Origin of the sequence: Henriciella marina DSM 19595 (assembly GCF_000376805.1) — a bacterium.
GTDB classification, from domain to species: Bacteria; Pseudomonadota; Alphaproteobacteria; order Caulobacterales; family Hyphomonadaceae; genus Henriciella; species Henriciella marina.
In genome coordinates, this window is sequence record NZ_AQXT01000002.1 from 1,652,799 (window position 1) to 1,678,256 (window position 25,458).

Genomic DNA, 25,458 nt, shown 5'->3' on the forward strand with positions numbered 1-25,458 from the left:
CGTCTACTTTGACGTAAAGCAGCGCTCAAAAGCTAGCGCTAAACCGCCTCCGGCTCCAGCGTCTCGTTGAACTTGACCGGCTTGCCGCCGCCCTTTTGCGTTATCTCGCCATCGCGCATGACGAACTGGCCGCGGATGATGGTCGCGACAGGCCAGCCAGTCGCCTCGAAGCCATCATAGGGTGTCCAGCCGCATTTGGCCTTGGTCCACTCTTCCGTGATCGTTTCCTTGCGCTTCAGGTCCACGACGGTGAAGTCGGCGTCATAGCCTTCAGCAATCCGGCCCTTGTTCGCGATACCGAAGACACGCTGCGGACCAGCCGAGGTCAGCTCCACGAAACGGCGCAGCGTCAGCTTTCCATTGTTCACATGGGTCAGCATGATCGGCACGAAGGTCTGCACACCGGGCGTGCCAGACGGTGAAGCCGGATAAGGCCGCAGCTTCTCTTCACGCGCATGCGGGGCATGGTCGGTCGCAACCACATCGACGATGCCTGCATTGAGTGCGCGCCACAGTGCATCCTGATGGCGCTGTTCACGGATCGGCGGGTTTTGCTGGGCAAAGCCTTTCAGGCGGTCATAGCAATCGGGCGCGGCCAGCGTCAGATGGTTCGGAAGCACTTCGACAGACGCCACATCCTTGGCATCGCGGAGCAGCTCCATCTCCTCAGCGGTGGAGATATGCAACACATGGATGCGCTTGCCGGTCTTGCGGGCAAGGCGCAGCAGGCGGCGCGTGGAGCTGACCGCCGCCTCGACATCGCGCACCACGACATGGCTGTTCCAGTCGCCCTGAACGGCAAGTTTCTGCCTGTCTGCAAGCCGGTACTCGTCTTCGGAATGGAAGGCCGCCCTGCGCTTGATCGCGCGCAGCACTGCCTCGACGCCTTCATCATCATGCACCAGCAGATCGCCGGTCGATGAGCCCATGAAAACCTTGACGCCGCAGCAGCCCTGCATGCGCTCCATCTCACCCAGAATGCCGGTATTCTCATGCGTCGCGCCGGCATAGAAAGCATGGTCGACATCCATGCGCCCCCTGGCGCGGTTCAGCTTGTCGGTCAGCATATCAGGGCTGGTCGTGGAGGGGTTGGTATTCGGCATCTCGAACACCGCCGTCACCCCGCCGAGCGCGGCAGAGCGCGCCTCGGTCTCAAGGTCGGCCTTATACTCCAGCCCCGGCTCCCGAAAGTGCACCTGGCTGTCGATCACACCCGGCAGGACGTGCAGCCCGGTCGCGTCATAGGTCTCACCGGCTTGCGAAGGATCGAACTTGCCAATGGCAACAATCTTGCCGCCGCGCACAGCCACATCGACGTTTTCCTCGCCGCCGGGAGAGACAACGGTGCCGTTCTTCAGGATCAGATCATAGGTCGTTTTCATGAGCTCTTTATGCGCTCAGAAGCGCTCAATGTCACGGACAGCGTGACATCCGAATCATATCGAAAACGAAGAAGAAGAAACCTTCCCCTCTCCCGGATGCGGGAGGGGATAAGGGAAAGCAGGTGTCGGACGACAGGCGGTCAGCATTTGCCAATTATATCCACCACCAAAGATTGAAGTACGTTGCCCTTCGCAACCTTTTCGCAATTCTGCTAGGGATAAATGCCCGCTCATCAGAAATCGAAACGAAAGCTACGCATGTTGCCTCCACTTCCCGAATTGAAGCCGAGTCAAATTGGCGAGTTTATTAGATTTCATGCCTGCGAGCGGAGGGCGAATCTCAGTGTTAGTAGGGCACGAATAAGGGAAGAGTTGCCCTTCTACGGTCGCTTAGAAAACACGCTTGACGTCGTTCTGCGAGAAAAAGGGGAAATCGCAGAGAACGATTGGCACCAATCACTGATCGAGTCTGGTGCACAACAGGTTCTTGCTGACACCGAAACGCCGTCGCTTGGCGACGTGCTGGCTTCGTTTTCTGACAAAGCTCAAGACACACTCGCTTTTGCAACCGAAGTTTTGGTGAGCGGACGAGTAGGTGCGTTCGAAGTCAGCGGTCGAATGGATTTCGTGTTGTTGTTATGGCGCGATGGGCGGCCAGTGATTCGAGTCGTGGAGGCGAAAGCTTCGCGCAAAGATCAAACATACCAGCGAATTCAAGCCGCTTGTTATCTGCTCATGACCCAACAAGTTGCTGCTCACACTAACATCAACATAGACGGGCATCAGCTGGATGACCGCTCGGTAGAAGCGGTAGTTGCACGAATAGATGAGGAATCGAGAGCACTCCAGAACCCGTTAGAGCTTCAACCTTTAAGTCTGTCAGTACCTAGCGATGATTTAAACCGGCTACTAGCGGCTGGAGGCGTCTTTGAAAGGTCCGTCAGAGCTGATTTGGACACGTTGCCATACAAGCTTGAGCCGAAGTGCGACGCCTGTGTCTTCAATGTGCATTGTTTTCCTGAATCTGCTCGCCGTCGAAAGATTCAGCTATTGGGACTTCGAGCCGACCTCATAGCTGCACTTTCCGATCACGGGATACACCAACTCGACGAACTGGCTCGACTCGATGTCGATTCCGAATTGGCTGCTGCGCTAAGTGCTGATGAGCGAATTGAAGAGGACATTGAAGTACTTAAAGCGCGAGCCGTTGCAAGGGTACAGACATTGGACTTGGAAGAACCTGTCGAGGGTTGGGAAGTCCAACAACTGCCTCAGCGCGCGACTTCGCTCAGACCCAATCATGAAATTAATGGCCAGAGAGTAATCCGCGTCTATTTACACGTCGATTACGACTACATCGAAGATCGACTACTAGCTGTAGCTGCTCACGTCACAAATAGTAATGGGCGCTTGGAGGTTGGTTGGCGACAGGAGGACGGTCGCTACCGTCCAGCTACTGAGGTCGAGGAATCCGTCGGCGACAATCGAAGACCGTTATCCGGCATTGATGTGGTCGAGTTCAAAAACTCTAACTGGACGCATTCTGTTCAGGACGATGCTGCTTCCGAACGAACAATGCTGGAAAACTTCTACCGGCGTTTAATTGAAGCGATTGCACAAACTTCCCAGGCCGACGAAGAATACATCCACTTCTACGTTTGGTCGGAAAATGAAATGCGGCGCTTAATGGAAGCGACAAGCCGAGGTGGCCCAGGTTTGTTGGCAAACATGTCGCAACTCTTCGGATGTCGCATGGGGCGCGAGCAACTTATTGTAACCCCTCTTCAAACCGACATTCACCGACGCTTCGCGTTTGGCTGGACAGGACGCGGACTTTCAGTTGCTACATCATTGCGCTGGTTTGGTGGTCGCTATCATTGGACAAGACGCGTGGGTCGGGATCAAATAGACCTATCGAATGTATTTCAACAAGACATTTTCGATTTTGCGACCACTCTTTGGACCGAGGATGGAGAGTGGTGTGAAGATGGCGTAGGCGAGCGCCAGCGCTACGAATTAAGGAGTAGGTTCTTCGACCAAACCAGCGTGGCATATTATCGAGCTTTGTGGGGCGCAATAAACTCCGAAGACGAACACTGGGACGCGCAAGCAAGGAGCGCTATCCAACGCTACGAACGAGTTGCTCAGGTGCCCGGAATCCTGCCAACGTACCTCACGGCGCGGACCCATGCGCTTCGCTGGGTTGATGAGCGAGCGGGATTCTTCAATAACAGAATTGAGAAGACCCCGCTTGATATTCGCCAGCTCGGCAACTTCCGTCTTCGCTCAAACTCCCCTCGTCAAGCTGCGATAGATGTACTGCGCATCGATTGGACGATGGCATATATGGAGTGGTTAGTCGCTCAAACTTCAACAGCGAGAGACAGGATTCAAAGCGGACGTTGTCTCCCTTTGGAGGTTATAGACGTAGGCGATGGAGATCGAGGCAGCAGCATCGTGCGCGCCAGAATTCGTGCAGACTTAGTCAATACCTCCAACGATGTTCTTCAGAGACGCTACTCGGATGGCGAGGGGGACCTCGTCCGGATGATGTCCTGGACGGGAAATCCGCAAGATCAAGCGCGAGCCAATCCTGCAGCGTGCTGCTGGATTGAGCATTTGGACTGGGAAGCGGGAACAATTCAGCTCAGTACGCGACCGGCAAGGCAAGGGCTTTATAGGCAATTCAGCGCGCCAGCGAATGCCTTTGGCGAGTATCCGTACGTGCTCTTGGAAAAGTCTGTCACCAGCTACACTCATCCAAAAACCGACGAACGTTTGCAGACCAATCAAAATAATCACGTCGACCCATGGTTTGATCTGAGCGATCCCAATGTGACTCCCGCTGCGCCGCTGGAACAAGATGTCCGCGATAGACTTCGCGAAGCTTTAACAAGCTGGCGCATTCCCAACACTGACTTCCAGCTTCTTGAAGAGCAGATACTCGCGGTGTCCGCTAGCCTCGATAGTCGAATTAGCGCACTTCAAGGCCCTCCCGGCACTGGGAAAACCGCAACTACCGCGGTGGCAATTGTTTCTAGAATTGCCGCTAGATTGAGTGCTGGAGACCGTGTGATCGTTACTGGGTTTACACACAGAGCAGTAGATACTCTGGTTGAGCGGACGGCGAATTGGATTGCATCCCTGGTGCAAATTCTAGGGCAGTATGGTTTTGAGCTTCCACCAGTCGAACTGGTGCGTGTTGCGTCTCGTGATCCTCAGAACCTACCCGCAAACGTCCAAAACCTGGATTTGGACGATATCCCTAGGGTGGGCGACGCCACTGCATATTTCGCGAACAAAGCCAACTCCGTTACTTTGCTCTTTGGCACACCGACTCACCTGTTGAAGCTGGAGAAAACGCTGGGCGCAAGGCACAGCCTTTGCGCTAAAGACTTGGTCGTTGATGAAGCGAGTATGATGGTATTCCCGGCCATGTTGGCCCTCGCCTCGCTTACATCCTCCGAAGCCTCTGTTTTGGTGGCTGGGGATAATCGTCAATTGGCTCCGATTTTGTCGCATCCGTGGGACACCGAAGATCGCCCTCCAACGGTTCGGTATCAACCTTTCTTGAGTGCGTATGAGGTCGTTGCGCGAATAGATGAGACTTACAATCAAGCCCATCCATCCCGAATATCTGTGTCTCGTCTACGACACACTTTCAGACTGCCTCCCGCTACACGAGAGGTCGTAGGTGTTTTATACCTTAGAGACGACAATTTCGCATTATCAGGACGCACTGAGCACCCGGGGCCCATGGGTGCTGTCGCTGACGCGGAGTTCGCACCCGTATGGACCGACCCATTTGGCTTAGTGCTGGTTAGTCACTCCGAGAGACGATCACGCAAGGAGAACGCCATCGAACGAGCCATTGTTTCGGCTGTAATTGACGCGTCCGAAGGATGCGGCGAGAATAGCATCGTGGTTCTCACACCGCACAGGGCACAGCGCGCGTTGTTGCAGCAGGCGCTACAAGATCGCCCAGAAGTGGCGATCGTGGACACAGTCGAGCGTCTTCAAGGCGGCGAAGCGGCAACTATCATCGTTTCCGCAACCGCAAGCGATCCAGATGCGATAGCCTCAGCGGAACAATTCCTGATGGACGTACACCGGGCGAATGTTGCTTTTTCACGCAACGAAGATCGATTAATCGTGATTGCGTCTGAGACGTTGCTCGATCACATTTCGGCGAACATTGATGTTTATGAGCATTCGTTATTGTGGAAAACGCTTCGCACGGCATGCTCAAGTTGCGTTCGAGAAATTGAAATCGACGGTGCCGTCGCCCGGATTCTCACGAAACCTCAGTTGAATTGAGAACTCTGTTCTTAGCCCCTGGTCCTTTACCTGGCCCAGGGTGATCAGCGGGAATTGAACAACCACGGTATTTCATTGGCGCGGGTTCTGTCGGATGCGGTTCGGGGCAGACCCGCTTCGATGGTATTAAACTGCGTTGCCAATCCTCTTTTGGCGAAATTTGCAAACTTTCCAAAATATGAGCACCAACGGCAGACGCTAAGGCGCAAGGCACTGCGTTTCCGATTTGTGAGGTTGCCACGCGATAATTTCCGGCAAACCGCCAATTGTCCGGAAATGTTTGCAATCTTGCCTGCTCGCGAATCGAAAGCCGACGGTTAGACCAATGGAATGGTCCTGTAGTAGGCCCTGGGCTCGCGGAAAGCGTCCATGATGGAAGTGCTTTCGCTAACTTTAGCAAAAAGGACCAATATCGAGTCCGCCATCCAAATATTGGCTCGCCGTCGCCTCGACTCGTGTGAAATAGATAATTGCTTCCCTCTGGTATCGAGGGCAGCAAATCGAGCCACTTAGCCGATTGGGAGACCTCTTCCGCTTCTGTGCCGTTGTCCAAATCCCCAATTGCATCCCAGCAATTTAGTACAGGGTAAGTGCATGTATCTGGCTGCGCGGAGTGCGTATGTATTGGGGGCGCGAGTAACAATCCGTCGCGAAACGCGACGCAGATTATTCGATTTCGAATTTGCGGGACGCCATAGTTAAGCGCATTTAGTTCCCAAACATTTAGTCGGTAATTGGTTCCTTCCGTCCTGTTTATATGGCCAAGCTTCGCTCTGATCGATCGGATGGCTCCGCTCTTCAAGGAAGCAAATCCAGGTACATTCTCAATCATGATTACTTGCGGCTTAATTGCCTTTGCAATTTCCAGCATGGCGACCACACTCGAAAACCGTTCGTCGGACCGACCTTTCCATTTTCCAGTTGACCATTGCGCGGCCTTTGAGAACGGTTGGCAAGGCGGCCCACCTATCAACGCCTCACAATTTTGTGCTCCTGGTATCTCACCAAGTACTCGTTCGAAGTTATCTTCTCGGAGCTGCGGCGTTTGACTCAGCACCCAATTTGGCTTGTTCAGCTGCAGAGTCTGGCGTGCCTGTGGATCAGCTTCGACGGCGCCGATGGTATCAAAACCGGCGAATTCTAAACCAATGTCCAACCCCCCGGCACCTGTAAAGAGTGACAACGCTCTGATAGGACAACCCTCCACCGTAGTTTGGCGGAGCTCACCTTGTTCGCGCTAAAGTGTCAAGGACGGGCAAAGCAATATTTTGATACATTCAGTTGCTGGACCAACCGCTTTGTGACGGTGGGTGAAAGGCGACAAACCCCGTCATTCCTCAACACGAAATCCTTTGGCGAAAACGTGTCTCCAAGCGCAAACTCCAAAACAGCGGCGTCTACTTTCGGTCTAAGCGGCTCCATCAGATCGAACACGTACGCGTCGGAAGCATCCTTATAGACACGGTGCATGATGCCAAAGCGCGGGTCGTACCCCTCCGCTAGAATCTTCAATCGGACATCGGCTTCCAACACAGCATAGGCATAATTCAGCATTGCGTTGATCGGATGCGTAGCCCTCCAGTTCTTTGGCTTCTTACCCGTCAAAACTGATGAACGCTGTTCGAACCTCTCCCAAGTCGGCGGCAAAGGGTGCCGATCTAGCCCCTTCCATTTCAGGCTGAGACCTTCCCAGGCCCGGAAATAGAAATAAGCGCATGGTCCTTCGACTGCGTAGAGCTTGTCGATCGATGTTGGCGGATTGGATTTCAGGAGTTGGATGTTCTCACTCAAAACCTGATCGGCTTTCTCAAATGCCCTTTGCTCCTTCAAGAGCTTTCGAAGGGTCTGCCTGGACGCGATCAGCTTCTTTCGAATGAGGTTCACTGAGAACTTTACCCGTGCCCGTTCATCATTCGCTTGCTCTATTTGCCATTTCACCTTGAGCGGATCGGTTGGCATCCCGTTGTCAGCGAATGTGGACGCCGATTTTCCATCCCATCTCACGCGAATTAGCGGGAGCTTCTGCTCTCGAAGCCAATCCAGAACGGCAAGCGACAGGCTGCCTGAGCCATCAATTAGAATAATGCGCGGCGGCAAATCCAGACTGCCTCGAAAGAAGCGATACTCGTCACGCTTCTTTCGAGGCAGTCTGGATTTGCCGCCGCGCATGACCAAAGTGCCGTTTTCGATGCGAAGCGAGATGTTGTGCCCGCTAAGAATGAGCGGGTTTGCGCGCCTCGATCGCTTCAGTCTTTTCGGCTCAGCCGCGCGGGATTTAGACGCCCAGTATTCCGCTCGGATAGCCCACTCGTCAGTTTCAGCAACGTTGTTGTCCTGCTTTGAATCAAAAGCCAATTTCACCCTCTCATTTGAGCTAACAATATAACTCACATGCAGGCTTCATTCCTGATTCTTTTTAGAAATTTTAGAAATTTATTGTCGTCTTTGAGAGCCGTTTTCAGAGCCTTTCTTGTGATCAGTTTTTCCAGGTTTGGAGTCGATCGCACGACTTGTTGCAGCTCTTGGCTAAGAAGGTTTACACGCCGAGCTTCATCATGAATTTCTGACAGCTCAACTCCGTCCAAAGTGTCGATCTTATCACTTTCTTTCAGAGCTAGCCAAAGCAACAACACCGAAGCTTGCATCTCAATCGACGCTTTCCAGCGAAACCAATTAGCAGCTTTGAGCCCGAAAGCGTTTCTTCCAAATATCCACTCGAAAGCGTCATGAAGTTCAGTCGCCACTTCGAGGCCGAAGACAAAATCCCGCTTGGCTTCCTCCAGCAAGCGAATGCGATTGCCCACAAATAGAGATGTATCGATTTTGATCTCTGGTGCGATCGCCAGACTGCGAATGAGCTGATCCAGCACCGGACCGAATTCTAGGCTTTGCCCCGTGACTTTATCCGAACGCGCGCTTGCGGCACCAATCGCTGTTTGAAAGTCCTTCAGGCGTTTGCGCTCGTCCGCTTCTTCGTCCGCGCACTCCAATGTTCCTGAAACCGCTTGCGCGAGCATCACAATTACGGCTGCTTTGTCCGCATCGTTCATTCTTTGGGTGTTAGCGGATACGAGCTTTGGGAATTTGTTATTCGAAGCGCGCTCAATCACGCGCTGATCGAACCTATCAAGTATTTCTTCGTCATCAGACCTAAGCAAGCGCGCAATGCGGCGGAGTGCCTTGAATGTCTCTCTACCGACGCTCTCCAGGACCGGCTTCCAGTACTGTTCGCCAACATCGAAGCCCTGCAGCCAAAGATGCCAGCCGATAAAGTCGGCGCGTTTCTTCCTCAGAGACAATGCGTACGCAGTCTTAGCCTGGTCAATGCTGGACGCCGGATGTCGAGCAGAACCACCGCGCTCTGCGGATGGCAGCAAGTTTTTCTCTCGCCAACTGCGCAGCGTCGAAGGGGGTACTTCGACGCCTGAGGCGCGGAGTTCAGCGATCAACTGCTCGCCGGAAATGAACTCTGTTCCTGTAACGGTCATGGGCTATTCGACTACCTGATGCGCCGGAAACAGGCGATTTAGCAGAATCCGACTTTGATTTTTGGGCCTCCTCCAAAACGAGGAAGCCAAAATGAACCAACAACTAAGCAAGCCCCGCACCACACGGGCCGAACTTCAACGGCAAGCGACAGAACGGGCTCGCGCAGCATTCCAGGCTGTCGAACAAGGCGCATCAATCCGGCAGGCGGCAAAGGAACATCATGTAGGTCGCGAAAGACTAAGCGCCTTCATTCGAGACCATGCCGAAGTCGATTGGAAGCCTGGGACCAAGCTTGTCATCACGAGCAACAGGCTCGTGAAGGAAGCGCGCATCTTCAGTAAAGGGCGAATGCGGACTGTCATGCTCTATCCCGAAGAACTGAGCCGCGCGATGAAATTCATGAGCGCGGTTGGACGCTTTCTAAACACGAATGATCCGCTCCAGCTGAAAGGCTTTCAAGGAAAGTCCGTAACCGATGTTTCAGGCAAGCGGCACCCGCTCGAAACTAGCCCGAATCGTCTCTATGAAATTTCGGCTGCGAACGATCTCGACGTCATTCCACTCTACAAGGATGTGGTCTGATGTTTTGGGAGAAGCAGAACAAGAGGTGGCGCTACTTCGCGCAGCTTGAGCAAAGGGAGCTTGCGCGTCGTCATCCCGATGATCGCGCGTGCAGATTTTGCGGGCGCTGGTATCCGCGAGAAGAGTGGCATCATTTCGGGCGCGCGGCCTCAAACGATGAAACCATACCGATTTGTGTTACGTGCCACGATTATTTTCGACGGGTCGAACTCCTGCAGGCTGCAATAGAGGGTGACCCTCGCCATCCGCTAGTTGCAATTGCCAGACGCTTGCACGGCGTAGCGGATATGCGGGAACTGTTCGCAGTCCAAGACCGGGAATTGGGCGACCTAGTTTTTAAGCTGGCTGAAATGCACCCTCAGCTAGTAATGCCGGATATGGAAGATGATGCGGACTAAGGCGTGCAGAACGAAGGCGAAGACGCTCCATTCGAGCCAAGGGAAATTCAGTTGCGCGCTTACACCAGGCGCGAACCCCATAAGGCACCTAAAGCCCGCGACTCGGTAAAGAAGCAGCCTTCCGCTCGAACGCTGATCTTCGATACTGAAACGATCGGTGTCTCTCAGCGCCTCCGCATTGGAAGCTATCAACTCCGCGATGATAATGAGCTGTTCGAAGAGGGGCTGTTCTATGATCCAGCCGCGCTTTTCGCTTCTGAAACTGAGCTTCTGCAGAGCTATGCGAGAGACCGGGGGCTAGTCCTTCGAACTGATCGCGACTTTGTTGAAGAGGTGTTCTTCGAAGAGTGCCATGAACTTCACGGCACCTGCGTGGGCTTCAATCTTCCGTTCGATTTGTCTCGGTTGGCGTTGGCGCATGGCACCGCCAAAGGAGGCAAGCGTAATGAACTTTTTCAGAAAGCCTTTTCGCTTCAGCTCAGTGAGAATGAAAAGCGACCAAGATTGAAGGTGAAGCACCTGTCAAGTCGATCGGCCTTCATGGAATTCGCGATGGTCAGCGACCCAAACCGGCGGTCTGACAAAAAGCGCGGACGGAAGGTCGAGCATCACAAAGGGTTCTTTGTTGATGTCAAAACGCTCGCCGGCGTTCTGCTCGCCGCTAATCACTCCCTGCGCAGTCTCGCAAAGGCACTCGGTCTCGACATTGAAAAAGGCGAGGTCGAGGACTTTGAAGCGCCGCTGACAACAGAATTTCTCGATTACACAGTGCAAGATGTGCGCGTGACCTGGAAGTGCTACCGCGAACTGATCGGCCGTCTAAGCGAGCACGGGCTTCCAAACGCCCCAGCCTATTCGCTGACAAGCGAAGCTTCTCTTGGAAAATCCTATCTAAGAGCAATGGGTTTGAAGCCCTGGATGGTATCGCAGCCAGATTTTCCACCGGAAATGATCGGGATCATTCTAAGCACCTACTACGGCGGTCGTTCCGAAGTGCATATTCGCCGCGAGGTTTGCGAAGCCTTCTATTGCGACTTCCTCTCCATGTACCCAACCGTCAACACGGTGATGGGGCTGTGGCAGTTCGCAACGGCTGAGGGCATCAACTACCAAGATGCGACTGAGAGTGTCCGAGACATTCTGGAAACCTGGACGCTCGGAGACCTTCAAAAGCCCGAGAACTGGCCAAAGCTGACAGCCATCGTCCAGGTCATGCCGGATGACGATATCTTTCCAATCCGGGCGATCTATGGCGACGCCGCCCCGCGACACGAGAAGAATAAAGTCGCGAACATCGGCCTAAATCGGCTGACGTGTGAAGCGCCGCTTTGGTTCACGCTGGCGGATTGTCTCGCCTCCAAGCTCTTGAATGGCAAGCCGCCAAAAGTGGTGAAGGCATACAACTTCACGCCAATGGCTCAGCAATCAGGGCTCAGAGTGATCAATCTTGCAGGCGATCCTGAGACGCGGATTGATCCGGCTAAGGATGATTTCTTTCGCGAGGTCATCACGCGCCGGAAGAAGATTGCTGGTTTGAAGAAAGCAGCTAAATCCGAACGTGATCGTGAGCACTTCGATGGGTTGCAGCTTGCTCTCAAAATTCTCGCCAATGCGACAAGCTACGGCATCTTCGTCGAGTTGAACGTTCACGATGCTTATACCGAAACCGAAGAGGGAAAGCGCAACACACCAAAGGCGAAGCTCGCCCGCTACGGCTATGACGGGACACGCCAAGAGATTATCTCAAAGGTCGAAGAAACGCCTGGAGAGTTTTTTCATCCTCTGCTCGCAACTCTAATTACGGGCGCGGCCAGATTGATGCTCGCGCTTTCGGAAAGAGCGGCCGCAGATCAGGGCTTGGATTGGATATTCTGCGACACGGACGGCATCGCGTTCGCAAAGCCTGATGAGATGTCGAGCAAAACCTTTCAAGACCGGATCGATGCCGTTCGCGGCTGGTTCGAACCGCTTAACCCATATGCCTTTGAAGGTTCAATCCTCCAGGCGGAAGATGAGAACTTCAGTCGCGAGAAAGATGCTGCGGGAAACAAACAGCGCCTACCTCTCTTCGCCTACGCTGTGTCCGCGAAACGCTATGCTTTATTCAACAAGAATGCGGACGGGTCGATCGATCTTCGAAAGACATCCGCTCATGGACTTGGATTGTACGTGCTGCCATACGAAGCGCCGCCTGAAAGCGGCTGGAAGAAAAACTCGAAATCAGAGTTTTGGCACGAACAAGTTTGGGAGCGCATCTGCCTTGCCGCGCTCAATGGCGAAGATGACAAGCTGAACTTCGTTGGCATTGAAGGTTTCAATAAGCCTGCAGCTAGCCGATACGCGGCAACAAAGCCGAACCTGCTAGAGTGGTTCGCAGACTATAATCAGGCGCGCGATTATCCGGATCAGATACGACCATTCACGTTCATGCTGTCGTTTCAGCTGGATGAGATGGAGTTCATCAAAGCTCGCAATGCAGGGGATGCCGAAGCGTTGGCTTTCGCAAGCGATCCAAGACCTGCCTCGCCGTATGAGACAGATGTTGTTCGAGCGGCAACGCGCGCATTCGATCGAACGACGGGACAATCCGTGCGGCATGAATGGCTACGCACGTACGAGAGCACCTTAGCGGGCTATCATTTGCGCGACGAAGCGAAGTTCCTGGGAGGCGTGAAGACCCAGCGCGGGGCGCTGAAGCGCCGTCATATTGATGCGTTTGCAATCCAGCAAGTCGGGAAGGAAGCGCATGATTGGGAAGAAATCATCAGTCTGGGCGAGACAAATCAGCCGTCAAGACAGGTCGCTGAAGTGCTTAATTGGGATAAATGCCGCGCCTTGATCGCCCGTGCCCAAGAGCTCCATGGAGTTCGAAATCTCAGATATGCGGCGGGCGTCGGCGACGCCAAGATAAGATCGATTTTGCGCTACAGAAATTCTGTCGAACCTGACGTCTTGCGCAGGCTAGTTCGTGCCGTATACGTTTTGGGAGACCCAGCGGTGTCCCGTATTTAAAAAAACAGAGTTCTAATAATCGACTATGGAGATGTCTCTGAAAGAGCAGCGAACTGTCCAAACGCAAGGACTTCCCATTGCTACACGTCTCTCTTCAACGGCTGCCAAGTTTTTAGGCGCAGCAACTCATTCGGCTGATTCGTTAGCCTGCACTTGACAGATATCGTGGTAGTTCGCATCGTATCCAAACCAACTCATGGTGGAGGGCGCAACTGATGGCAAACAATAGTTCTGATATCACCAAGGCAGCAGCTGATGTAGAAGCAGCATCGCAAACGATAGTTCAAGCAGCCAGAAAGCTGATTGAAGCTGGCAAAACGATTGATCTAAATTCAACTGATTTGGAACAGGATCTAATACTCAAGCTTCATAAGAAAGTATCGGAGGCGAAAGACCTCACTGCCCAACTAGACTATATCGAACCTTCTAGCTCCAGTTGCAGCTGCTAGAACTTAATAAGTATAAATTAGCTTTGGGGCGACGACAGCTCCGAACTCTGATTGGGATTTGAAAGACGATCAATCACGGAAGATGTGAATTTTTTTCAAAATTCTCTACCCGATAAAGTGCCGACTTAGCACCCTATAGTGGGGCAATAAAAGCCTTATGAATATAGAGCGAAAGAATGGTTTGATCCCAATTCCATTCTTGTTCGCGAGTCCGCGCTATTACGCTACGTTTGGCGATTACAATCCTAAAAACGATTACTTTGCTACGCTAATCGATCAAATACCTTCGGATTGGCTGTGCAGAAGAAGTGGCGCTTGGTGGAACTTCGCGCCGCTCAATAACAACCTCCCTGATTCGGGATTCAAAATTCATGTGTCCTCAAACCTAGAATCTGCGCCGGATGTACTCACCCAAGTATCTAGAATGGCATTTAGTTGCGGGGTGCCATTCAAGTTTATTGTGGACCAAAAACTCCATGAATTCTCGAACTCTAAAAATTATAGCTCTTGGAGTTGCGGGAAATTCATCACCATATACCCTGCCAGCACCCGTGAATTCTCAGTTCTGATCGACTGGTTAAGGACTGCCTTAAGAGACGCAGGGGGGCCATACATTTTCTCCGATAAGCACGCCCCTGGATCATCGGCTGTGTTCTACCGTTTTGGAGCATTTTCTCCTCACTCACGTGTCAACGTATTCGGCGAGTACGAGAGGTTAGTATCCATTGGCGAACAGCAAATGGCGGATCAGACGATGCCGGTTTTCTATCTGCCGCCAAACATTATCGATCCGGTGCGCGGAAGTCACAGCAACACGGGCGACACCGGTAAATCCAATGAAGAGTTGATCCTGCGTGACAGATTCGCTGTTACGGGTACATTGCACCGATCGAATTCAGGGGCGGTTCTGCTTGCGCGCGATAACGTGACGGGCGAAGTGGTAGTTCTGAAGGAAGCACGTCGCGGAATTATTGCTTCAGGTTTCGATGCGACATATCTTCTCGCGAGAGAGTACTCGGTTCTTGAGCTATTGCGACACACTGGTGTCACGCCGCTGCCCATCGATTTCTTCAAGGTACACGATAGCTATTTCATTGCTATGCAGCATATCAACGGCGTTCCGCTGTCAAAATTTAGAACGTCGCCCGTTATTACTGCTCTACATAAAATCTCTCCGTCCGAAGCAGAAATTCGCGACGCGGAAGAGACAGTACGTAAAATCTATAACAATTTGTCGAACGCGGTGCGCTTAATCCACCAAAAAGGTATAGTCGTAGGAGATATCGCGCCGCAAAATGTGATGATCACGCCAGAATCATTGAGCGTGAAAATATTGGATTTTGAAGCCGCAGCTCATGTCGAAGAAGAACTCGACCTTCGAATTAACACTATTGGGTTTCGGAGCTCAAATACGTCCAAGTCATTCGCAGAGGATCAGACTGCCGTCAGAAAAGTCGCAGCCTCGACGCTGCTCCCAGTTCAAACCGGCTCAGAACTAAATCCATACATAACCTCGAATTTCATACGAAGACTTACGAGCGATTATCCTGCTTTTTGCGATCTCGGCAGTGAATTAGAACCTGGATTTGAGTTTTCAGAAAGTGTGTGCGACCTGCAATCTCGGCGTTCTATTTTGAAGGAACTAGTCCGGGGTTTGAAAGAAAGCGTAGGATTTGCGGCTTCTGGCCACCTTTGGGCTTGCGACTACAGAGGAGTGAAAACGAATCCTCTTTCGATTGCTTTTGGTGCGCTAGGAGTTGCTCCGCTACTTCGTCTTGTTGAGGGGGAGGTTCCAAGCGTTGTTCAGGACTGGATAACCGAGGCGCTGCAAGTGGACCGCGATTATGCTCCCGGGCTGTGGGTTGGCAGCGCTGGCATATCTTGGGGATTAGCTGAGCTGGGCCGAACTGAAGAAGCAGAGCTGTGGTTTGATCGAGCAATCGAAAGCAAACTTAAATTTGAGAAGCTCGATATTTTTTTCGGAGCGGCGGGCATCGGCGTGACCGCTCTCCGTCTATTTCATGTGTTAAAGTGTGAGAAATACCTAGAGCAGGCAATCGACATTGCAGATCAAATGCTGCAGCTGCGTATTGGAAATCTAGGCACAAAATATTGTTCTTGGAAGCTAGAGAATAATGGCTTCGGTCATGGTCATGCAGGCATAGCATACTTTTTTTTGGCTTTGTACAAATCGACTGGCGACTACTCGTATTTAGAATTCGCTGAGGCATCCTTTCGAACGGAAGTTATGAGAGGGTATATCACCCCAGAAGGCGCTTTATGTTGGCTTGCTGGAGACCACGACAAGCGCGGAATGCCTTACTTTCGAATTGGGGGTGCTGGTGTAGGAGCGGTGGCCTGCCGCCTATTCGAAACTACTGATTCAAAATTCTACCGAGATGCCTGCAAGAGCATTGCTCTGGGCTGCAGTATAAAATACGCAGCGGGCTCTGGCCTACTTACGGGGCTAACTGGCATCGGCGAGTTCTTCCTCGATATGCAAAAGACATTTCCAGACGACGATTATCAGTCTCAATTGAAGGACATAGCAAAAGGAATCGACATGTTCCTATTTGAATCTGAGTTTGGATTGTGTGCGCCATCCGAGTCGCTAACAAGGATGAGTTTTGACTATGGAACTGGTTCAGCTGGTATTGCCTATTTTTTTCACAGGCTTCAAAACCGCAAAGCTCAGAGACGATTGTTCGAATTCGATTGAACAGAAATCTCGCGAGCTACGCAGAACACCTCAGTTTCGTGCTAACAAGACAGTCTTGTGCGTCATCTAAGGTAGCCGACTTCATTTGCCACAATGTTGTAAATAGCCTTTGCGGTATGTTCTCTGCTTGCATCCCATTCACGACCAAAACTACGTGCCAGTGTCGCAACGGTATGGTGAACATCTCGCTGATTTAGTACGTCCGGCACGATCCAACTCGCCAACCCATCTTGATCGATATCCGCAAGAATGGATTGAAATGCCTCAATTGCCGCATTTTCGAACCAAGTGCTTGGGCATTCGGTCGGAATTGTACTTTTCACTACTTCAATGATGCGCGAAAGGGATGGAGCAAACATCAGGAGGCCAGCGGCAATACGTGCTCGATCCGTATTGAGGAGAGCTCGCGCCGTACGCAGAAGTGAACGCCTACTTTGGGGGGGACTCAAATTACTCAGCGGATACGGCAAAGCTGATCGAATAGCTTTAGATGCTCTCTCGCCAAATTTTTCACTAAACTCGGAGTATATGGACCAGACCTGCCACACCTCCAGATCTTCTAGCGCTTCAGTAAATACGCGTTCAATTTCAGCCCAGGGACGGAGGGCAACAAGGCTGCGAAAGGCTCGAAGTTGACCGTCGTTTGTAAAGCCACGGCCAGAGAAGAACACCGCCCTGTCTGCACTTGGGTCCGGACAGACAAACTGATGGTTGAGGTCAGAATCCATTATAGTTCTTAGGACGATTGTTACTGACGGAAATCCCCAATGATAAAGGCCGTGAACGAAATCTAAACCTGGAACAATTTGATGGGTGTCACCGGGCTCAAGAATCGATAGATCGCTTAACCGTATTTTTCCGACGGCGAGATTCGACCATGCTTGGCGCTCATTCTCCACTTCATAAACGGCATGAACACTCCCACCAGTTAGAACGCGGAATGCTCCAGAGAACCCATGGCTATGTATGTCAGGAGAACTTGAGCCCCATACAAGAACTTCGAGTCTGAAATCGTCTGTCTGAAAGACATTGAAGTTAAGATCACCGAAGTGCGAATAATTTCCATTCCGGATTGAGAGGCGTTCTATTTCGTCCCACCTGAATTTTGGAATTCTGGCATTGGACAAAAAGGCGTGCGCAGCGTTGGAAAATATTGTGTCTCTTGAAACCGACTTCCATAGACCGTCGAATTCCTGCCCTAAAGATACCAGTGAATTGAGCAGCATGATTTCGATGTCCAAAAACGATAGCGTGAATCAAAATACCGTCCGAGCGCGAAACTCTAGCCTACCAAAGAGAATATGCCCCTACATAACTGTATCAACTGTCGTTGAGCGCATGCTTTCCCTTATCCCCTCCCGGATGCGGGAGAGGGGTCAGGGGTGAGGGCAGCAACGCTGGAGATTTTACTAGTGTCTAAACTGCCACTGAGCTTTCAGCCCTCATCCCCGGCCCTTCTCCCGCATCCGGAAGAAGGGGGGGCGCCTCACGCGAGCGCAGACACCCTACCCCACCCGCCGCTCGAACCGGTCGACCAGCTCGTCGATCTGCGAGGCTGTCTCGTCGAGCGTGAAGAAATAGCCCCGCCAGGTGGCCGGGTCTGGCGGGCTTAGGGTGTAGTTCTGCAGGTGCGGGACGCAGGCATCGGGCGACCAGAGCTCGACCGCGCGGGCGAACCGGGCGCGGACATCCTGATGCGCGAGCTGCATGGCGCGGCCGCGCAGGACCCACGTCTCTGCATCGCAGGTTTCGCTGATCCGGTCGCAGGCCTGAAGCTCGCGAAATCCAGCGCGAAGCTCGGGGCGCAGCGCATCGAGATAGGTCGTTGTCTCGCGGATCGCGCCCTGCAGCCGGTCGACATCATCATCGCAAGCCCCGCGCGACTTGTAGGTCTCGCAGCTGCCGCAGAAGATGAGCAGTGCCAGCGGCAGAAGGGCGATCGCAGGCTTCAAATGCAGGCTCCTTGCTCATCGCGCCAGCGAATCGCCAGCGCGTATGTCCCCCCATCCTTTGCCGCCCTGCCCCCGCATGCAAGTCCCGCCGCCCGGCTTGACCCCGCCAGCGGACCGGCGCACACCCGCGGGCAACAACAAAGACGAAAAAGTGAGCCTCCCAAATGCAGACCACATCGATGACTGAACGTGCCGCCCAATCCCACCCACGTGCCCGCCAGGTTGCCTTCCTGCTTGCTGGCATCGGCGTGCTGACGGCTTCCTCATATGTTGCCGTGCCCATGGTGCCGGTGCCGGTCACGATGCAGACGCTGGCAGTGCTTCTGGTCGGCGCTGTCGCAGGCCCGCGCATGGGGCTCGCCATGGTCGTTTCCTGGCTGGCGCTTGCCGCCTTTGGCCTGCCCGTTCTGGCAGGTGGCAAGGCAGGGCTTCTGGCGTTTACCGGGCCAACCGCGGGCTTCCTGCTTGCCTTTCCGGTCACCGCCTTTCTTGCCGGTCTCGCGGTGCAGACCTTTGCGCGCGGGCATCTCAGCCGGTTCGCGAGCTTTCTCGGCCTGCATGGTCTCATCCTGCTGGCGGGCTGGGCATGGCTCTCCACACTGGTTGGTGCAGAGACAGCCTTTGTCGCTGGCGTCGCTCCGTTTCTTGTCGGCGCGCTGATCAAGTCGGCGCTCGGCGCGGCCATTCTGGCCGCCATTCCGGGTAAATACCGCCAAGCCGGCTAGAAACACCGCCCAGACACCATCAGGACACCGTCCCTGCACCGTCCAAATGCGGGGAAAGGGCTGGCGTATGCGGTGGGAAACCCTAAATCAGGCCGCATGGATACAAAGATTCTTTCCGACAGATCCGTGCTCGTTCTGGACGGTCCCGACACGATCGCCTTGCTCGAACGGCTGGTCACGAACAATACGCATGACTGGCCGATCGGCGAGGCTCGCTACGGCGCCCTTCTGACGCCGCAGGGCAAGGTTATCGCCGATTTCATCGCTCACCGCACTGAGGGCGGCGCGCTTCTGGACGTCGCCACACACGCTGTCGGCGACCTCTCCAAACGCCTGCAGATGTTTCGCCTTCGCGCGAAGGTCGAGATTGGTGTCGACGGCAAACAAGCCGTCGCCATTGGCGATGAGGGCGCGGCCGACCCGCGCGCGCCAGAGCTTCCGAAACGTTCCTTTGTCGAAGACGGCTCAGCGCCAACAATCAGCGACGAAGACTGGGACGCCGTCCGCATTCCCACAGGCGTCGCCGAATGGGGCCGCGATTTTCAGGGCGCCGAAGTCTTTCCATGGGAAATCAACATGGACCGCCAGGGCGGCGTCGACCTCAAAAAGGGCTGCTTTGTTGGGCAGGAAGTCGTCTCTCGCATGCACAGGCGCGGCAAGCTGCGCAAGCGGACCATCATCGTTGAGGGTCAAAATCTCCAGAAAAGTCAAAGCCTTGAGGGAGAGACACCTGTCGGTGAGATCACCAGCACCGCAGGTAACATGGCGCTCGCCATTGTCCGCGTCGACCGGCTCGCAAAGGCAGGTGACGCGCTGACTATCGATGGAAAACCCGCAAAAATCCTCGGTCCGGACTGGCTCAAGGAAGAGCTCGCCGCGGTCCTTACCGACAATGAAAGCGAATAGAGGCCGCGCATCATGGGCATGAACCTCTCTCCCGACGAGACCCTGCCCTGCCGCTGGGCCCCAGCCGAAGACGCGCTCTACCGCGCCTATCATGATCATGAATGGGGCGTGCCCGAATACGACCCGCGCGCGCTCTGGGAAAAGCTGCAGCTTGATGGCATGCAGGCCGGGCTCTCCTGGGTCACCATCCTTCGAAAACGCGATGCTATCCGCGAAGAATTCGACAGCTTCATTCCAGAACAAATCGCCATGTGGGATCAGGAGCGGATCGAAAAAGCGCTACAAAACCCGGGCATTATCCGCAGCCCGACCAAGATCAAGGCGACCATCGGCAATGCCCGCGCCTTCCTCGCCATGCAGGAGAAGGGCGAGGACTTTTCCGATTGGCTCTGGAGCTTTACAGGCGGCGCGCCCATCGTGCACCAGCTTCGCGATGTCTCTGAAGTCCCGGCCAAGACCCCGCTATCGGAAGAGCTCGCCAAGGCGCTGAAGGCGCGCGGCTTCAAGTTCTGCGGGCCTGTTATCGTCTATGCCTTCATGCAGGCTGTTGGTATGGTCAATGATCATGAGACGCGCTGCCCGCGTCATGGCGAGATACAGGAGCTTCACTCATGAAAATGAAGATTGGCGCGGCCTTCGTAGGTCTGTTGTTGCTGACTGGCTGCGAAAGCTTCAACGGCCCGTACCTCGACAATAGCGGCGCCTGTGATGAAATCGTCGATGCGCGTGAGCGTCTGGACTGTCTCGACCGCGCTGAACGGGCGGAAGATGAGTGGCGAGAGGAGCGCCGCCGAGAGCGCGATGACAAGGACCGCGAAGACGCCAGCGCACCTTAAAGGTCGACGCAGCCTTCAAGCCTGTCTAATTTCATTTGCAACCGAAGTCTGACGCACCGAGGGGCGTGCGCAAGGAGGGCTTTTCTATGACACCTGTTATCTCCGCGACCGGTCTCTGGACGCCGCCGCACACTGTTACCAATGCCGAGCTGGTCGAGAGCTTCAATGCCTGGGCCGACCGATGGAATGAGGCAAACAAGGCCGAGATCGAAGCGGGCACGCTGGAAGCCAAGACCCATTCGAATGTCGAGTTCATCGAGAAAGCGTCCGGCATCAAGTCGCGCTATGTGGTCGACAAGTCAGGCGTTGTGGACCCGGCTGTCATGCGCCCCATCATTCCGGAACGCCCGAACGAAGAGATCTCGATACTCGCCGAGATCGCCGTGAAAGCCGCCAGGCAGGCACTCGAAACGGCAGGCCGTGACCCGAAGGACGTGGACGCCGTGATCTGCGCCGCCTCCAACATGCAGCGCGCCTATCCGGCCATGGCCATCGAAGTGCAGGAAGCGCTGGGTATCGAGGGCTTCTCCTTCGACATGAATGTGGCCTGCTCATCGGCGACCTTCGGCATCCAGACCGCGGCTGACTTTGTCCGCGCTGGCAATGCGAAATCAGTTCTCATGGTCAATCCGGAGATCACCTCCGGGCACCTCAACTGGACCGACCGCGACAGCCACTTCATCTTTGGCGATGTCGCAACAGCTGTTCTGGTCGAGGCAGAAGATATCGCCCCGCAGCAGCACTGGAAAATCCTCGGCACCCAGCTGAAGACCAAATTCTCCAGTAATATCCGCAACAATTTCGGCTTCCTGAACCGCGCGGACCCGTCTGGCGAAGGCCAGGCAGACAAGCTTTTCATCCAGGAAGGCCGCAAGGTCTTCAAGGAAGTGGTGCCGATGGTTTCTGAAATGATCCTGTCAGAACTCACGCGTCTCGACCTCAAATCGGACGAGTTGAAGCGGCTCTGGCTGCACCAGGCCAATGCGAACATGAACAGGCTCATCTCGACCAAGGTACTCGGACATGAGGCCAGTGAGGATGAAAGCCCGACCGTCCTCGACGAGTATGCAAACACATCCTCGGCCGGCTCGATCATCGCCTTTCACAAGCATTCGGGCGATTTCAAGTCGGGGGAAAAGGGCCTGATCTGCTCTTTCGGCGCTGGCTATTCAGCAGGGACAGTCTTTGTGGAAAAGGCCGCCTGACCACCCTATGTGGCAGGTATGACAGCACGCACCATCAAGGCGAAACACACCGCCTATAGAGACGATATTTCCGACCTGATTACGCGCCGACCGGTGCCAAACCGGGGGCTGGAGCAGGTCGACCCCTTCCTGTTTCTCAACCATCATGGCCCACAGGTCTATCAGCCTGGCAATGACGGCCTGCCGTTCGGCCCGCACCCGCATCGCGGCTTTGAAACGGTGACCTTCATCCTCGCAGGCAGCCTCGCCCATATGGATACGGGTGGGCATGAAAGCGTGATCCATGCTGGCGGGGTGCAGTGGATGACCGCAGGCTCTGGCCTCATCCACGCAGAGCTGTCGCCGCCGGAATTCAAGCGTGATGGCGGAGATATGGAAATCCTGCAGCTCTGGGTGAACCTGCCGCCAGAGCTGAAGATGACGACGCCGCGCTATACCGGTCTGCAGGCAGCTGGTATACCCGCCATTGCTACAGATGGCGGCGCAACAGTTAACCTTGTTGCAGGTCAGTTCGCTGGAAAAAGTGGCCCCGTCGACTCGCTGACAGGCGTCATGATGTCGACCGTGGATATCCCGGCTGGCGGGGCGGTTTCCCTGCCCGCCCCGAAGGGCCGTAACGTGTTCTTCTATGTGGTGAGAGGCGGGGCCGATATTGGCGGAGATCCCGCAAACAAGTTCGAGCTCGTCGAGTTCAAAGATGATGGCGAGCACATTGAGGTCAGCGCACCAAACGGGGCTTACCTTCTCTATGGTCACGCAGAGCCGATCGGCGCGCCTGTCGTGGCCCGCGGGCCATTTGTCATGAATACGGAAGCTGAAATTCGGGACGCGATCGCGGATTATCAGGCAGGCAAGTTCAACCGCGAGCCGGTCAATACCTAGTCCTCGTCGTCGCCGAGGTCACTCCAAAGGATGGATTTGCAGCTGCGGGCGGCCTCGACCGTTATGATCAGGGCCGCCCCGGCGAGGACCCACCAGGGTGCGGACGCGTTCTCCGCCGCATGCATCACCATATCCACCATAATCACTCCGCCTCGGCTTTGCCGTTGTCATTGAGGACATTTATCGCGGAGATGCCTTAACGAGGTCTCACCAATTGAAGGCAATTAGGAGGCAGTTCGTAAGCGAAATGCGGCGTTTTCTTTACCCTGTCCGGCAGATGTATACATAAGCCCCATGAGTGCCCGCCCATCGCCGAGATCACGAAAAGCCCCCGACCGGGTCTGGCAGCGCATGCTTTCAGGCCGCCGGCTGGACCTGCTTGACCCGTCACCTGTCGATATCGAGGTCGACGACATTGCGCATGGCCTTGCGAGAGTTGCGCGCTGGAATGGCCAGACCCTTGGCGACCACGCCTTTTCGGTGGCCGAACACAGCGTCATCGTCGAGAGCATATGCGGTGAGCTGGAGCCGGCCCTGCCAGCCGCTGACCGGCTGATGGCGCTCCACCACGACGCCGCCGAATACGTCATCGGCGACATGATCTCGCCCTTCAAGACGGTACTCGGCGATGGTTACAAGGATATCGAAAATCGGCTGACAGAGGCGATCCATGTCCGCTTTGGCCTGCCAGCCCGCCTGCCCGCAAAGTTGAAAAAACTGATCAAGCGCGCCGACCATATCTGCGCCTGGTTCGAGGCGACGCAGCTTGCTGGATTCTCTACGGATGAGGCAAACCGTCTGTTCGGCACGCCGCCAGAAGGGATAACCCTTACCCTGGCGCCATGTGCCCCGACCAAGGCGCAGGCGATTTTCATCACCCGCCACGAAACCCTGCTGCATGAAATGGAGCGGGCGACCTGATGGCGATCCCGCTGATCATCGGGCTATCGGTCGTCATCGTCGCCAGCGATGGGGAAACCCCGCGCGTCCTGGTCAATCGCCGCGATGGCGGGCTTGGCGGCCTGCCTTTCGGCACGTTCGACCCAGAGGGCCATCGCACGTTCGAGCTTGCCCTGCGCGGCTGGGTACGTGAGCAGACAGGCTTCGACCTTGGCTATGTCGAGCAGCTCTACACATTCGGCGACCGTGACCGCGAAACACCCGAAGCGACGCTGGCCGATGCGCCGGCAGACGCCCGCGTCGTCTCCGTCGGCTACCTCGCCTTGACGGCCGACCAGCAGCGCCTGCCCGACCGGCTCGAAGCGCGCTGGCGCGGCTGGTACAGCCATTTCCCATGGGAAGATCATCGCGCCGGTCGCCCTGCCCTGATCGACAGTGAAATCGTCCCCCGGCTTGCGACCTGGGCGGCTGGCTCGGACTCGCGGCGCACACGCATCGATCTCGCCTTTGGCCTTAACGGCCGGGACTGGAGCGAGGACCGTGTGCTGGAACGCTATGAACTCCTCTATGAAGCCGGCCTTGTTATCGAGTGCGCGCGCGACGCCGATCTGCCCTTGCCCGACATCAGGCTGGGAGAGCCAATGGCGTCTGACCACAGACGGATCCTGGCAACCGCGATGGAACGCCTGCGGGGCAAGATCCGATATCGGCCTGTTGTCTTCGAATTGATGCCCGAGCGCTTTACGCTGTCTGATCTGCAGACTGCCTGCGAAGGCATTTTAGGCCTGCCCCTGCACAAGCAGAATTTCCGCCGCGCCCTGGACCGGACGGGGCTCGTCTGTGGAACAGGTGAGATGAAGGCAGGCACAGGCGGGCGCCCGGCAGAGCTTTACCGCTTCATGCGCGAACGGGTCAGGAAGAGCGCTGCGATTGGCATCACCACGCCAGCCCTGCGGCGCGAAGGCCGGGACTAAAGCCGCTTTACCAGCCGCCACAGGCGCGTATTGAACACCGCCAGCAAGAGCGGGAAGAGCACGATACCGCCGGCAACCCCGCCAATATGCGCGGCCCAGGCCAGCCTGATCCCGATGATCGAAGCCATAAACTCCCCGACCACCGCAATGACGAGGTTGATCACGACCCACGGGACGGAGATGCGCACCGCGCCCTTCAGCCCGCCGCGCAGCCAGCCAACGGCCGGAATAAAGCCCGATAGCGCCGAAGATGCGCCGATGGCGAGTTCTGACTGGCCGGTAAACTCGCTCCAGCCAATCTGGAAAAGCGCGCCAGCGATAGCGCATCCTGCAAAAAAGAGCAGGAAGGCAAACGCCCCCTTGCGGCCAATGCCAAGCGCGATCGCCACGGGTGGGCCGAAGGCGACCAGCGCCATCATGTTCATCACCAGATGGAAGATGCCGCCATGCAGAAAGACGTGCAGGACCAGCGGCGCAAAATGCCCCAAGGGCCTGTAAACACCGGCAAATTCCGGCCCGCCCGCAATTGCGCCCGCATCGAACATCCAGTTCGCAATCCAGGGGTCGAGGATAAATTCCCACTGTGAAAGCAGCTGCACGGACGTCGCTGCGATGATCACGCCGGTCAGGACGACGACGATCGGCGGCAACGTGTTGAAAAGCGGCTCACGGCGCCCGCTCAGCATTTCTGGGGAAGGTTGATATCTCACAGTGACATCTAAGCCACACG

At 55.0% G+C, this 25,458-nt stretch carries 22 protein-coding genes; 14 read left to right on the plus strand and 8 right to left on the minus strand.

Annotated features, from left to right (window positions below):
- Window positions 1-38: 38 nt before the first annotated feature.
- Window positions 39-1,382, minus strand: a complete 1,344-nt coding sequence (locus tag F550_RS0108000; RefSeq protein ID WP_018148018.1) for a dihydroorotase — start codon at window positions 1,380-1,382, stop codon at window positions 39-41.
- Between the two features lie 258 nt (window positions 1,383-1,640).
- On the opposite strand from F550_RS0108000, the gene F550_RS0108005 reads away from it, so the two are divergent.
- A complete protein-coding gene (locus F550_RS0108005) occupies window positions 1,641-5,699 on the plus strand; it encodes an AAA domain-containing protein (protein WP_018148019.1) in 4,059 nt (1,352 codons plus the stop codon).
- Here F550_RS0108005 and F550_RS19575 read toward each other — a convergent pair.
- Genes F550_RS19575 through F550_RS0108025 form a run of 3 tightly spaced genes read right to left on the minus strand, consistent with a single transcriptional unit; the run spans window position 5,677 to window position 9,187 of the window.
- Window positions 5,677-6,906: a DNA cytosine methyltransferase gene (locus tag F550_RS19575; protein ID WP_083910943.1), complete on the minus strand. Its 1,230-nt coding sequence runs from the start codon at window positions 6,904-6,906 to the stop codon at window positions 5,677-5,679. The two genes, F550_RS0108005 and F550_RS19575, sit on opposite strands and share 23 nt — an antisense overlap.
- 38 nt (window positions 6,907-6,944) lie before the next feature.
- Window positions 6,945-8,054: a CRISPR-associated endonuclease Cas1 gene (gene cas1 / locus F550_RS0108020; protein WP_156807871.1), complete on the minus strand. Its 1,110-nt coding sequence runs from the start codon at window positions 8,052-8,054 to the stop codon at window positions 6,945-6,947.
- A 32-nt stretch (window positions 8,055-8,086) separates the two neighbouring features.
- Window positions 8,087-9,187, minus strand: coding sequence for a hypothetical protein (locus F550_RS0108025; RefSeq protein ID WP_018148023.1), 1,101 nt, complete (start codon window positions 9,185-9,187; stop codon window positions 8,087-8,089).
- Between the two features lie 361 nt (window positions 9,188-9,548).
- On the opposite strand from F550_RS0108025, the gene F550_RS19150 reads away from it, so the two are divergent.
- The 5 genes from F550_RS19150 (at window position 9,549) to lanKC (ending at window position 16,348) form a co-directional block, all read left to right on the plus strand.
- A complete protein-coding gene (locus F550_RS19150) occupies window positions 9,549-9,770 on the plus strand; it encodes a hypothetical protein (protein ID WP_156807872.1) in 222 nt (73 codons plus the stop codon).
- Window positions 9,770-10,168 carry a hypothetical protein gene (locus F550_RS0108035; protein ID WP_018148025.1) on the plus strand — a complete coding sequence of 133 codons (399 nt, stop codon included), beginning with the start codon at window positions 9,770-9,772 and terminating at the stop codon, window positions 10,166-10,168. Before F550_RS19150 ends, F550_RS0108035 begins: the two co-directional genes overlap by 1 nt.
- A gap of 3 nt (window positions 10,169-10,171) precedes the next feature.
- Entirely contained in the window at window positions 10,172-13,180 is a 3,009-nt protein-coding gene (locus tag F550_RS0108040) for a hypothetical protein (protein ID WP_018148026.1), read from the plus strand.
- Between the two features lie 215 nt (window positions 13,181-13,395).
- The gene (locus F550_RS0108045; RefSeq protein ID WP_018148027.1) at window positions 13,396-13,629 is read left to right on the plus strand and encodes a hypothetical protein; all 234 of its coding nucleotides are present in this window, start codon (window positions 13,396-13,398) and stop codon (window positions 13,627-13,629) included.
- A 157-nt stretch (window positions 13,630-13,786) separates the two neighbouring features.
- Complete coding sequence (lanKC, locus tag F550_RS0108050; protein ID WP_083910944.1) at window positions 13,787-16,348, plus strand: class III lanthionine synthetase LanKC; 2,562 nt, start codon at window positions 13,787-13,789, stop codon at window positions 16,346-16,348.
- Window positions 16,349-16,410: 62 nt separating this feature from the next.
- Here the strand turns inward: lanKC and F550_RS19155 are convergent, their stop codons facing one another.
- Together F550_RS19155 and F550_RS0108060 are read right to left on the minus strand one after the other, a co-directional pair.
- Entirely contained in the window at window positions 16,411-17,574 is a 1,164-nt protein-coding gene (locus F550_RS19155; protein WP_156807873.1) for a cupin domain-containing protein, read from the minus strand.
- A gap of 279 nt (window positions 17,575-17,853) precedes the next feature.
- Entirely contained in the window at window positions 17,854-18,300 is a 447-nt protein-coding gene (locus tag F550_RS0108060) for a hypothetical protein (protein ID WP_018148030.1), read from the minus strand.
- A 164-nt stretch (window positions 18,301-18,464) separates the two neighbouring features.
- On the opposite strand from F550_RS0108060, the gene F550_RS0108065 reads away from it, so the two are divergent.
- The 6 genes from F550_RS0108065 to F550_RS0108090 all read left to right on the plus strand — a co-directional run bounded on the left by F550_RS0108065 (window position 18,465) and on the right by F550_RS0108090 (window position 22,854).
- The gene (locus tag F550_RS0108065) at window positions 18,465-19,025 is read left to right on the plus strand and encodes a biotin transporter BioY (RefSeq protein WP_026180651.1); all 561 of its coding nucleotides are present in this window, start codon (window positions 18,465-18,467) and stop codon (window positions 19,023-19,025) included.
- Window positions 19,026-19,121: 96 nt separating this feature from the next.
- Window positions 19,122-19,931 carry a CAF17-like 4Fe-4S cluster assembly/insertion protein YgfZ gene (gene ygfZ, locus F550_RS0108070; RefSeq protein ID WP_018148032.1) on the plus strand — a complete coding sequence of 270 codons (810 nt, stop codon included), beginning with the start codon at window positions 19,122-19,124 and terminating at the stop codon, window positions 19,929-19,931.
- A 12-nt stretch (window positions 19,932-19,943) separates the two neighbouring features.
- Window positions 19,944-20,546: a DNA-3-methyladenine glycosylase I gene (locus tag F550_RS0108075; protein WP_018148033.1), complete on the plus strand. Its 603-nt coding sequence runs from the start codon at window positions 19,944-19,946 to the stop codon at window positions 20,544-20,546.
- Window positions 20,543-20,767 carry a hypothetical protein gene (locus tag F550_RS0108080; RefSeq protein WP_018148034.1) on the plus strand — a complete coding sequence of 75 codons (225 nt, stop codon included), beginning with the start codon at window positions 20,543-20,545 and terminating at the stop codon, window positions 20,765-20,767. The genes F550_RS0108075 and F550_RS0108080 overlap by 4 nt, the downstream gene beginning before the upstream one ends.
- Window positions 20,768-20,853: 86 nt before the next feature.
- A complete protein-coding gene (locus F550_RS0108085) occupies window positions 20,854-21,972 on the plus strand; it encodes a beta-ketoacyl-ACP synthase III (protein ID WP_018148035.1) in 1,119 nt (372 codons plus the stop codon).
- 18 nt (window positions 21,973-21,990) lie between these two features.
- Window positions 21,991-22,854, plus strand: coding sequence for a pirin family protein (locus F550_RS0108090; protein ID WP_018148036.1), 864 nt, complete (start codon window positions 21,991-21,993; stop codon window positions 22,852-22,854).
- Here F550_RS0108090 and F550_RS19160 read toward each other — a convergent pair.
- Entirely contained in the window at window positions 22,851-22,994 is a 144-nt protein-coding gene (locus tag F550_RS19160; protein WP_018148037.1) for a hypothetical protein, read from the minus strand. The genes F550_RS0108090 and F550_RS19160 overlap by 4 nt on opposite strands.
- 154 nt (window positions 22,995-23,148) lie before the next feature.
- Here F550_RS19160 and F550_RS17270 point away from each other — a divergent pair, with 154 nt between their 5' ends.
- The gene (locus F550_RS17270; RefSeq protein ID WP_156807874.1) at window positions 23,149-23,775 is read left to right on the plus strand and encodes an HD domain-containing protein; all 627 of its coding nucleotides are present in this window, start codon (window positions 23,149-23,151) and stop codon (window positions 23,773-23,775) included.
- Window positions 23,775-24,728: an NUDIX hydrolase gene (locus tag F550_RS0108105; RefSeq protein WP_018148039.1), complete on the plus strand. Its 954-nt coding sequence runs from the start codon at window positions 23,775-23,777 to the stop codon at window positions 24,726-24,728. The genes F550_RS17270 and F550_RS0108105 overlap by 1 nt, the downstream gene beginning before the upstream one ends.
- Here F550_RS0108105 and F550_RS0108110 read toward each other — a convergent pair.
- The gene (locus F550_RS0108110; RefSeq protein ID WP_156807875.1) at window positions 24,725-25,438 is read right to left on the minus strand and encodes a rhomboid family intramembrane serine protease; all 714 of its coding nucleotides are present in this window, start codon (window positions 25,436-25,438) and stop codon (window positions 24,725-24,727) included. The genes F550_RS0108105 and F550_RS0108110 overlap by 4 nt on opposite strands.
- Window positions 25,439-25,458 lie beyond the last annotated feature (20 nt).

What these genes read in the sequence shown, in the direction of transcription:
- F550_RS0108000 (WP_018148018.1), bottom strand. Translation starts at nt 1,382, where the DNA reads ATGAAAACGACCTATGATCTGATCCTGAAGAACGGCACCGTTGTCTCT.
- F550_RS0108005 (WP_018148019.1), top strand. Translation starts at nt 1,641, where the DNA reads ATGTTGCCTCCACTTCCCGAATTGAAGCCGAGTCAAATTGGCGAGTTT.
- F550_RS0108025 (WP_018148023.1), bottom strand. Translation starts at nt 9,187, where the DNA reads ATGACCGTTACAGGAACAGAGTTCATTTCCGGCGAGCAGTTGATCGCT.
- F550_RS19150 (WP_156807872.1), top strand. Translation starts at nt 9,549, where the DNA reads ATGCTCTATCCCGAAGAACTGAGCCGCGCGATGAAATTCATGAGCGCG.
- F550_RS0108035 (WP_018148025.1), top strand. Translation starts at nt 9,770, where the DNA reads ATGTTTTGGGAGAAGCAGAACAAGAGGTGGCGCTACTTCGCGCAGCTT.
- F550_RS0108045 (WP_018148027.1), top strand. Translation starts at nt 13,396, where the DNA reads ATGGCAAACAATAGTTCTGATATCACCAAGGCAGCAGCTGATGTAGAA.
- lanKC (WP_083910944.1), top strand. Translation starts at nt 13,787, where the DNA reads ATGAATATAGAGCGAAAGAATGGTTTGATCCCAATTCCATTCTTGTTC.
- F550_RS19155 (WP_156807873.1), bottom strand. Translation starts at nt 17,574, where the DNA reads ATGCTGCTCAATTCACTGGTATCTTTAGGGCAGGAATTCGACGGTCTA.
- F550_RS0108065 (WP_026180651.1), top strand. Translation starts at nt 18,465, where the DNA reads ATGCAGACCACATCGATGACTGAACGTGCCGCCCAATCCCACCCACGT.
- ygfZ (WP_018148032.1), top strand. Translation starts at nt 19,122, where the DNA reads ATGGATACAAAGATTCTTTCCGACAGATCCGTGCTCGTTCTGGACGGT.
- F550_RS0108075 (WP_018148033.1), top strand. Translation starts at nt 19,944, where the DNA reads ATGGGCATGAACCTCTCTCCCGACGAGACCCTGCCCTGCCGCTGGGCC.
- F550_RS0108080 (WP_018148034.1), top strand. Translation starts at nt 20,543, where the DNA reads ATGAAAATGAAGATTGGCGCGGCCTTCGTAGGTCTGTTGTTGCTGACT.
- F550_RS0108085 (WP_018148035.1), top strand. Translation starts at nt 20,854, where the DNA reads ATGACACCTGTTATCTCCGCGACCGGTCTCTGGACGCCGCCGCACACT.
- F550_RS0108090 (WP_018148036.1), top strand. Translation starts at nt 21,991, where the DNA reads ATGACAGCACGCACCATCAAGGCGAAACACACCGCCTATAGAGACGAT.
- F550_RS19160 (WP_018148037.1), bottom strand. Translation starts at nt 22,994, where the DNA reads ATGGTGGATATGGTGATGCATGCGGCGGAGAACGCGTCCGCACCCTGG.
- F550_RS17270 (WP_156807874.1), top strand. Translation starts at nt 23,149, where the DNA reads ATGAGTGCCCGCCCATCGCCGAGATCACGAAAAGCCCCCGACCGGGTC.
- F550_RS0108105 (WP_018148039.1), top strand. Translation starts at nt 23,775, where the DNA reads ATGGCGATCCCGCTGATCATCGGGCTATCGGTCGTCATCGTCGCCAGC.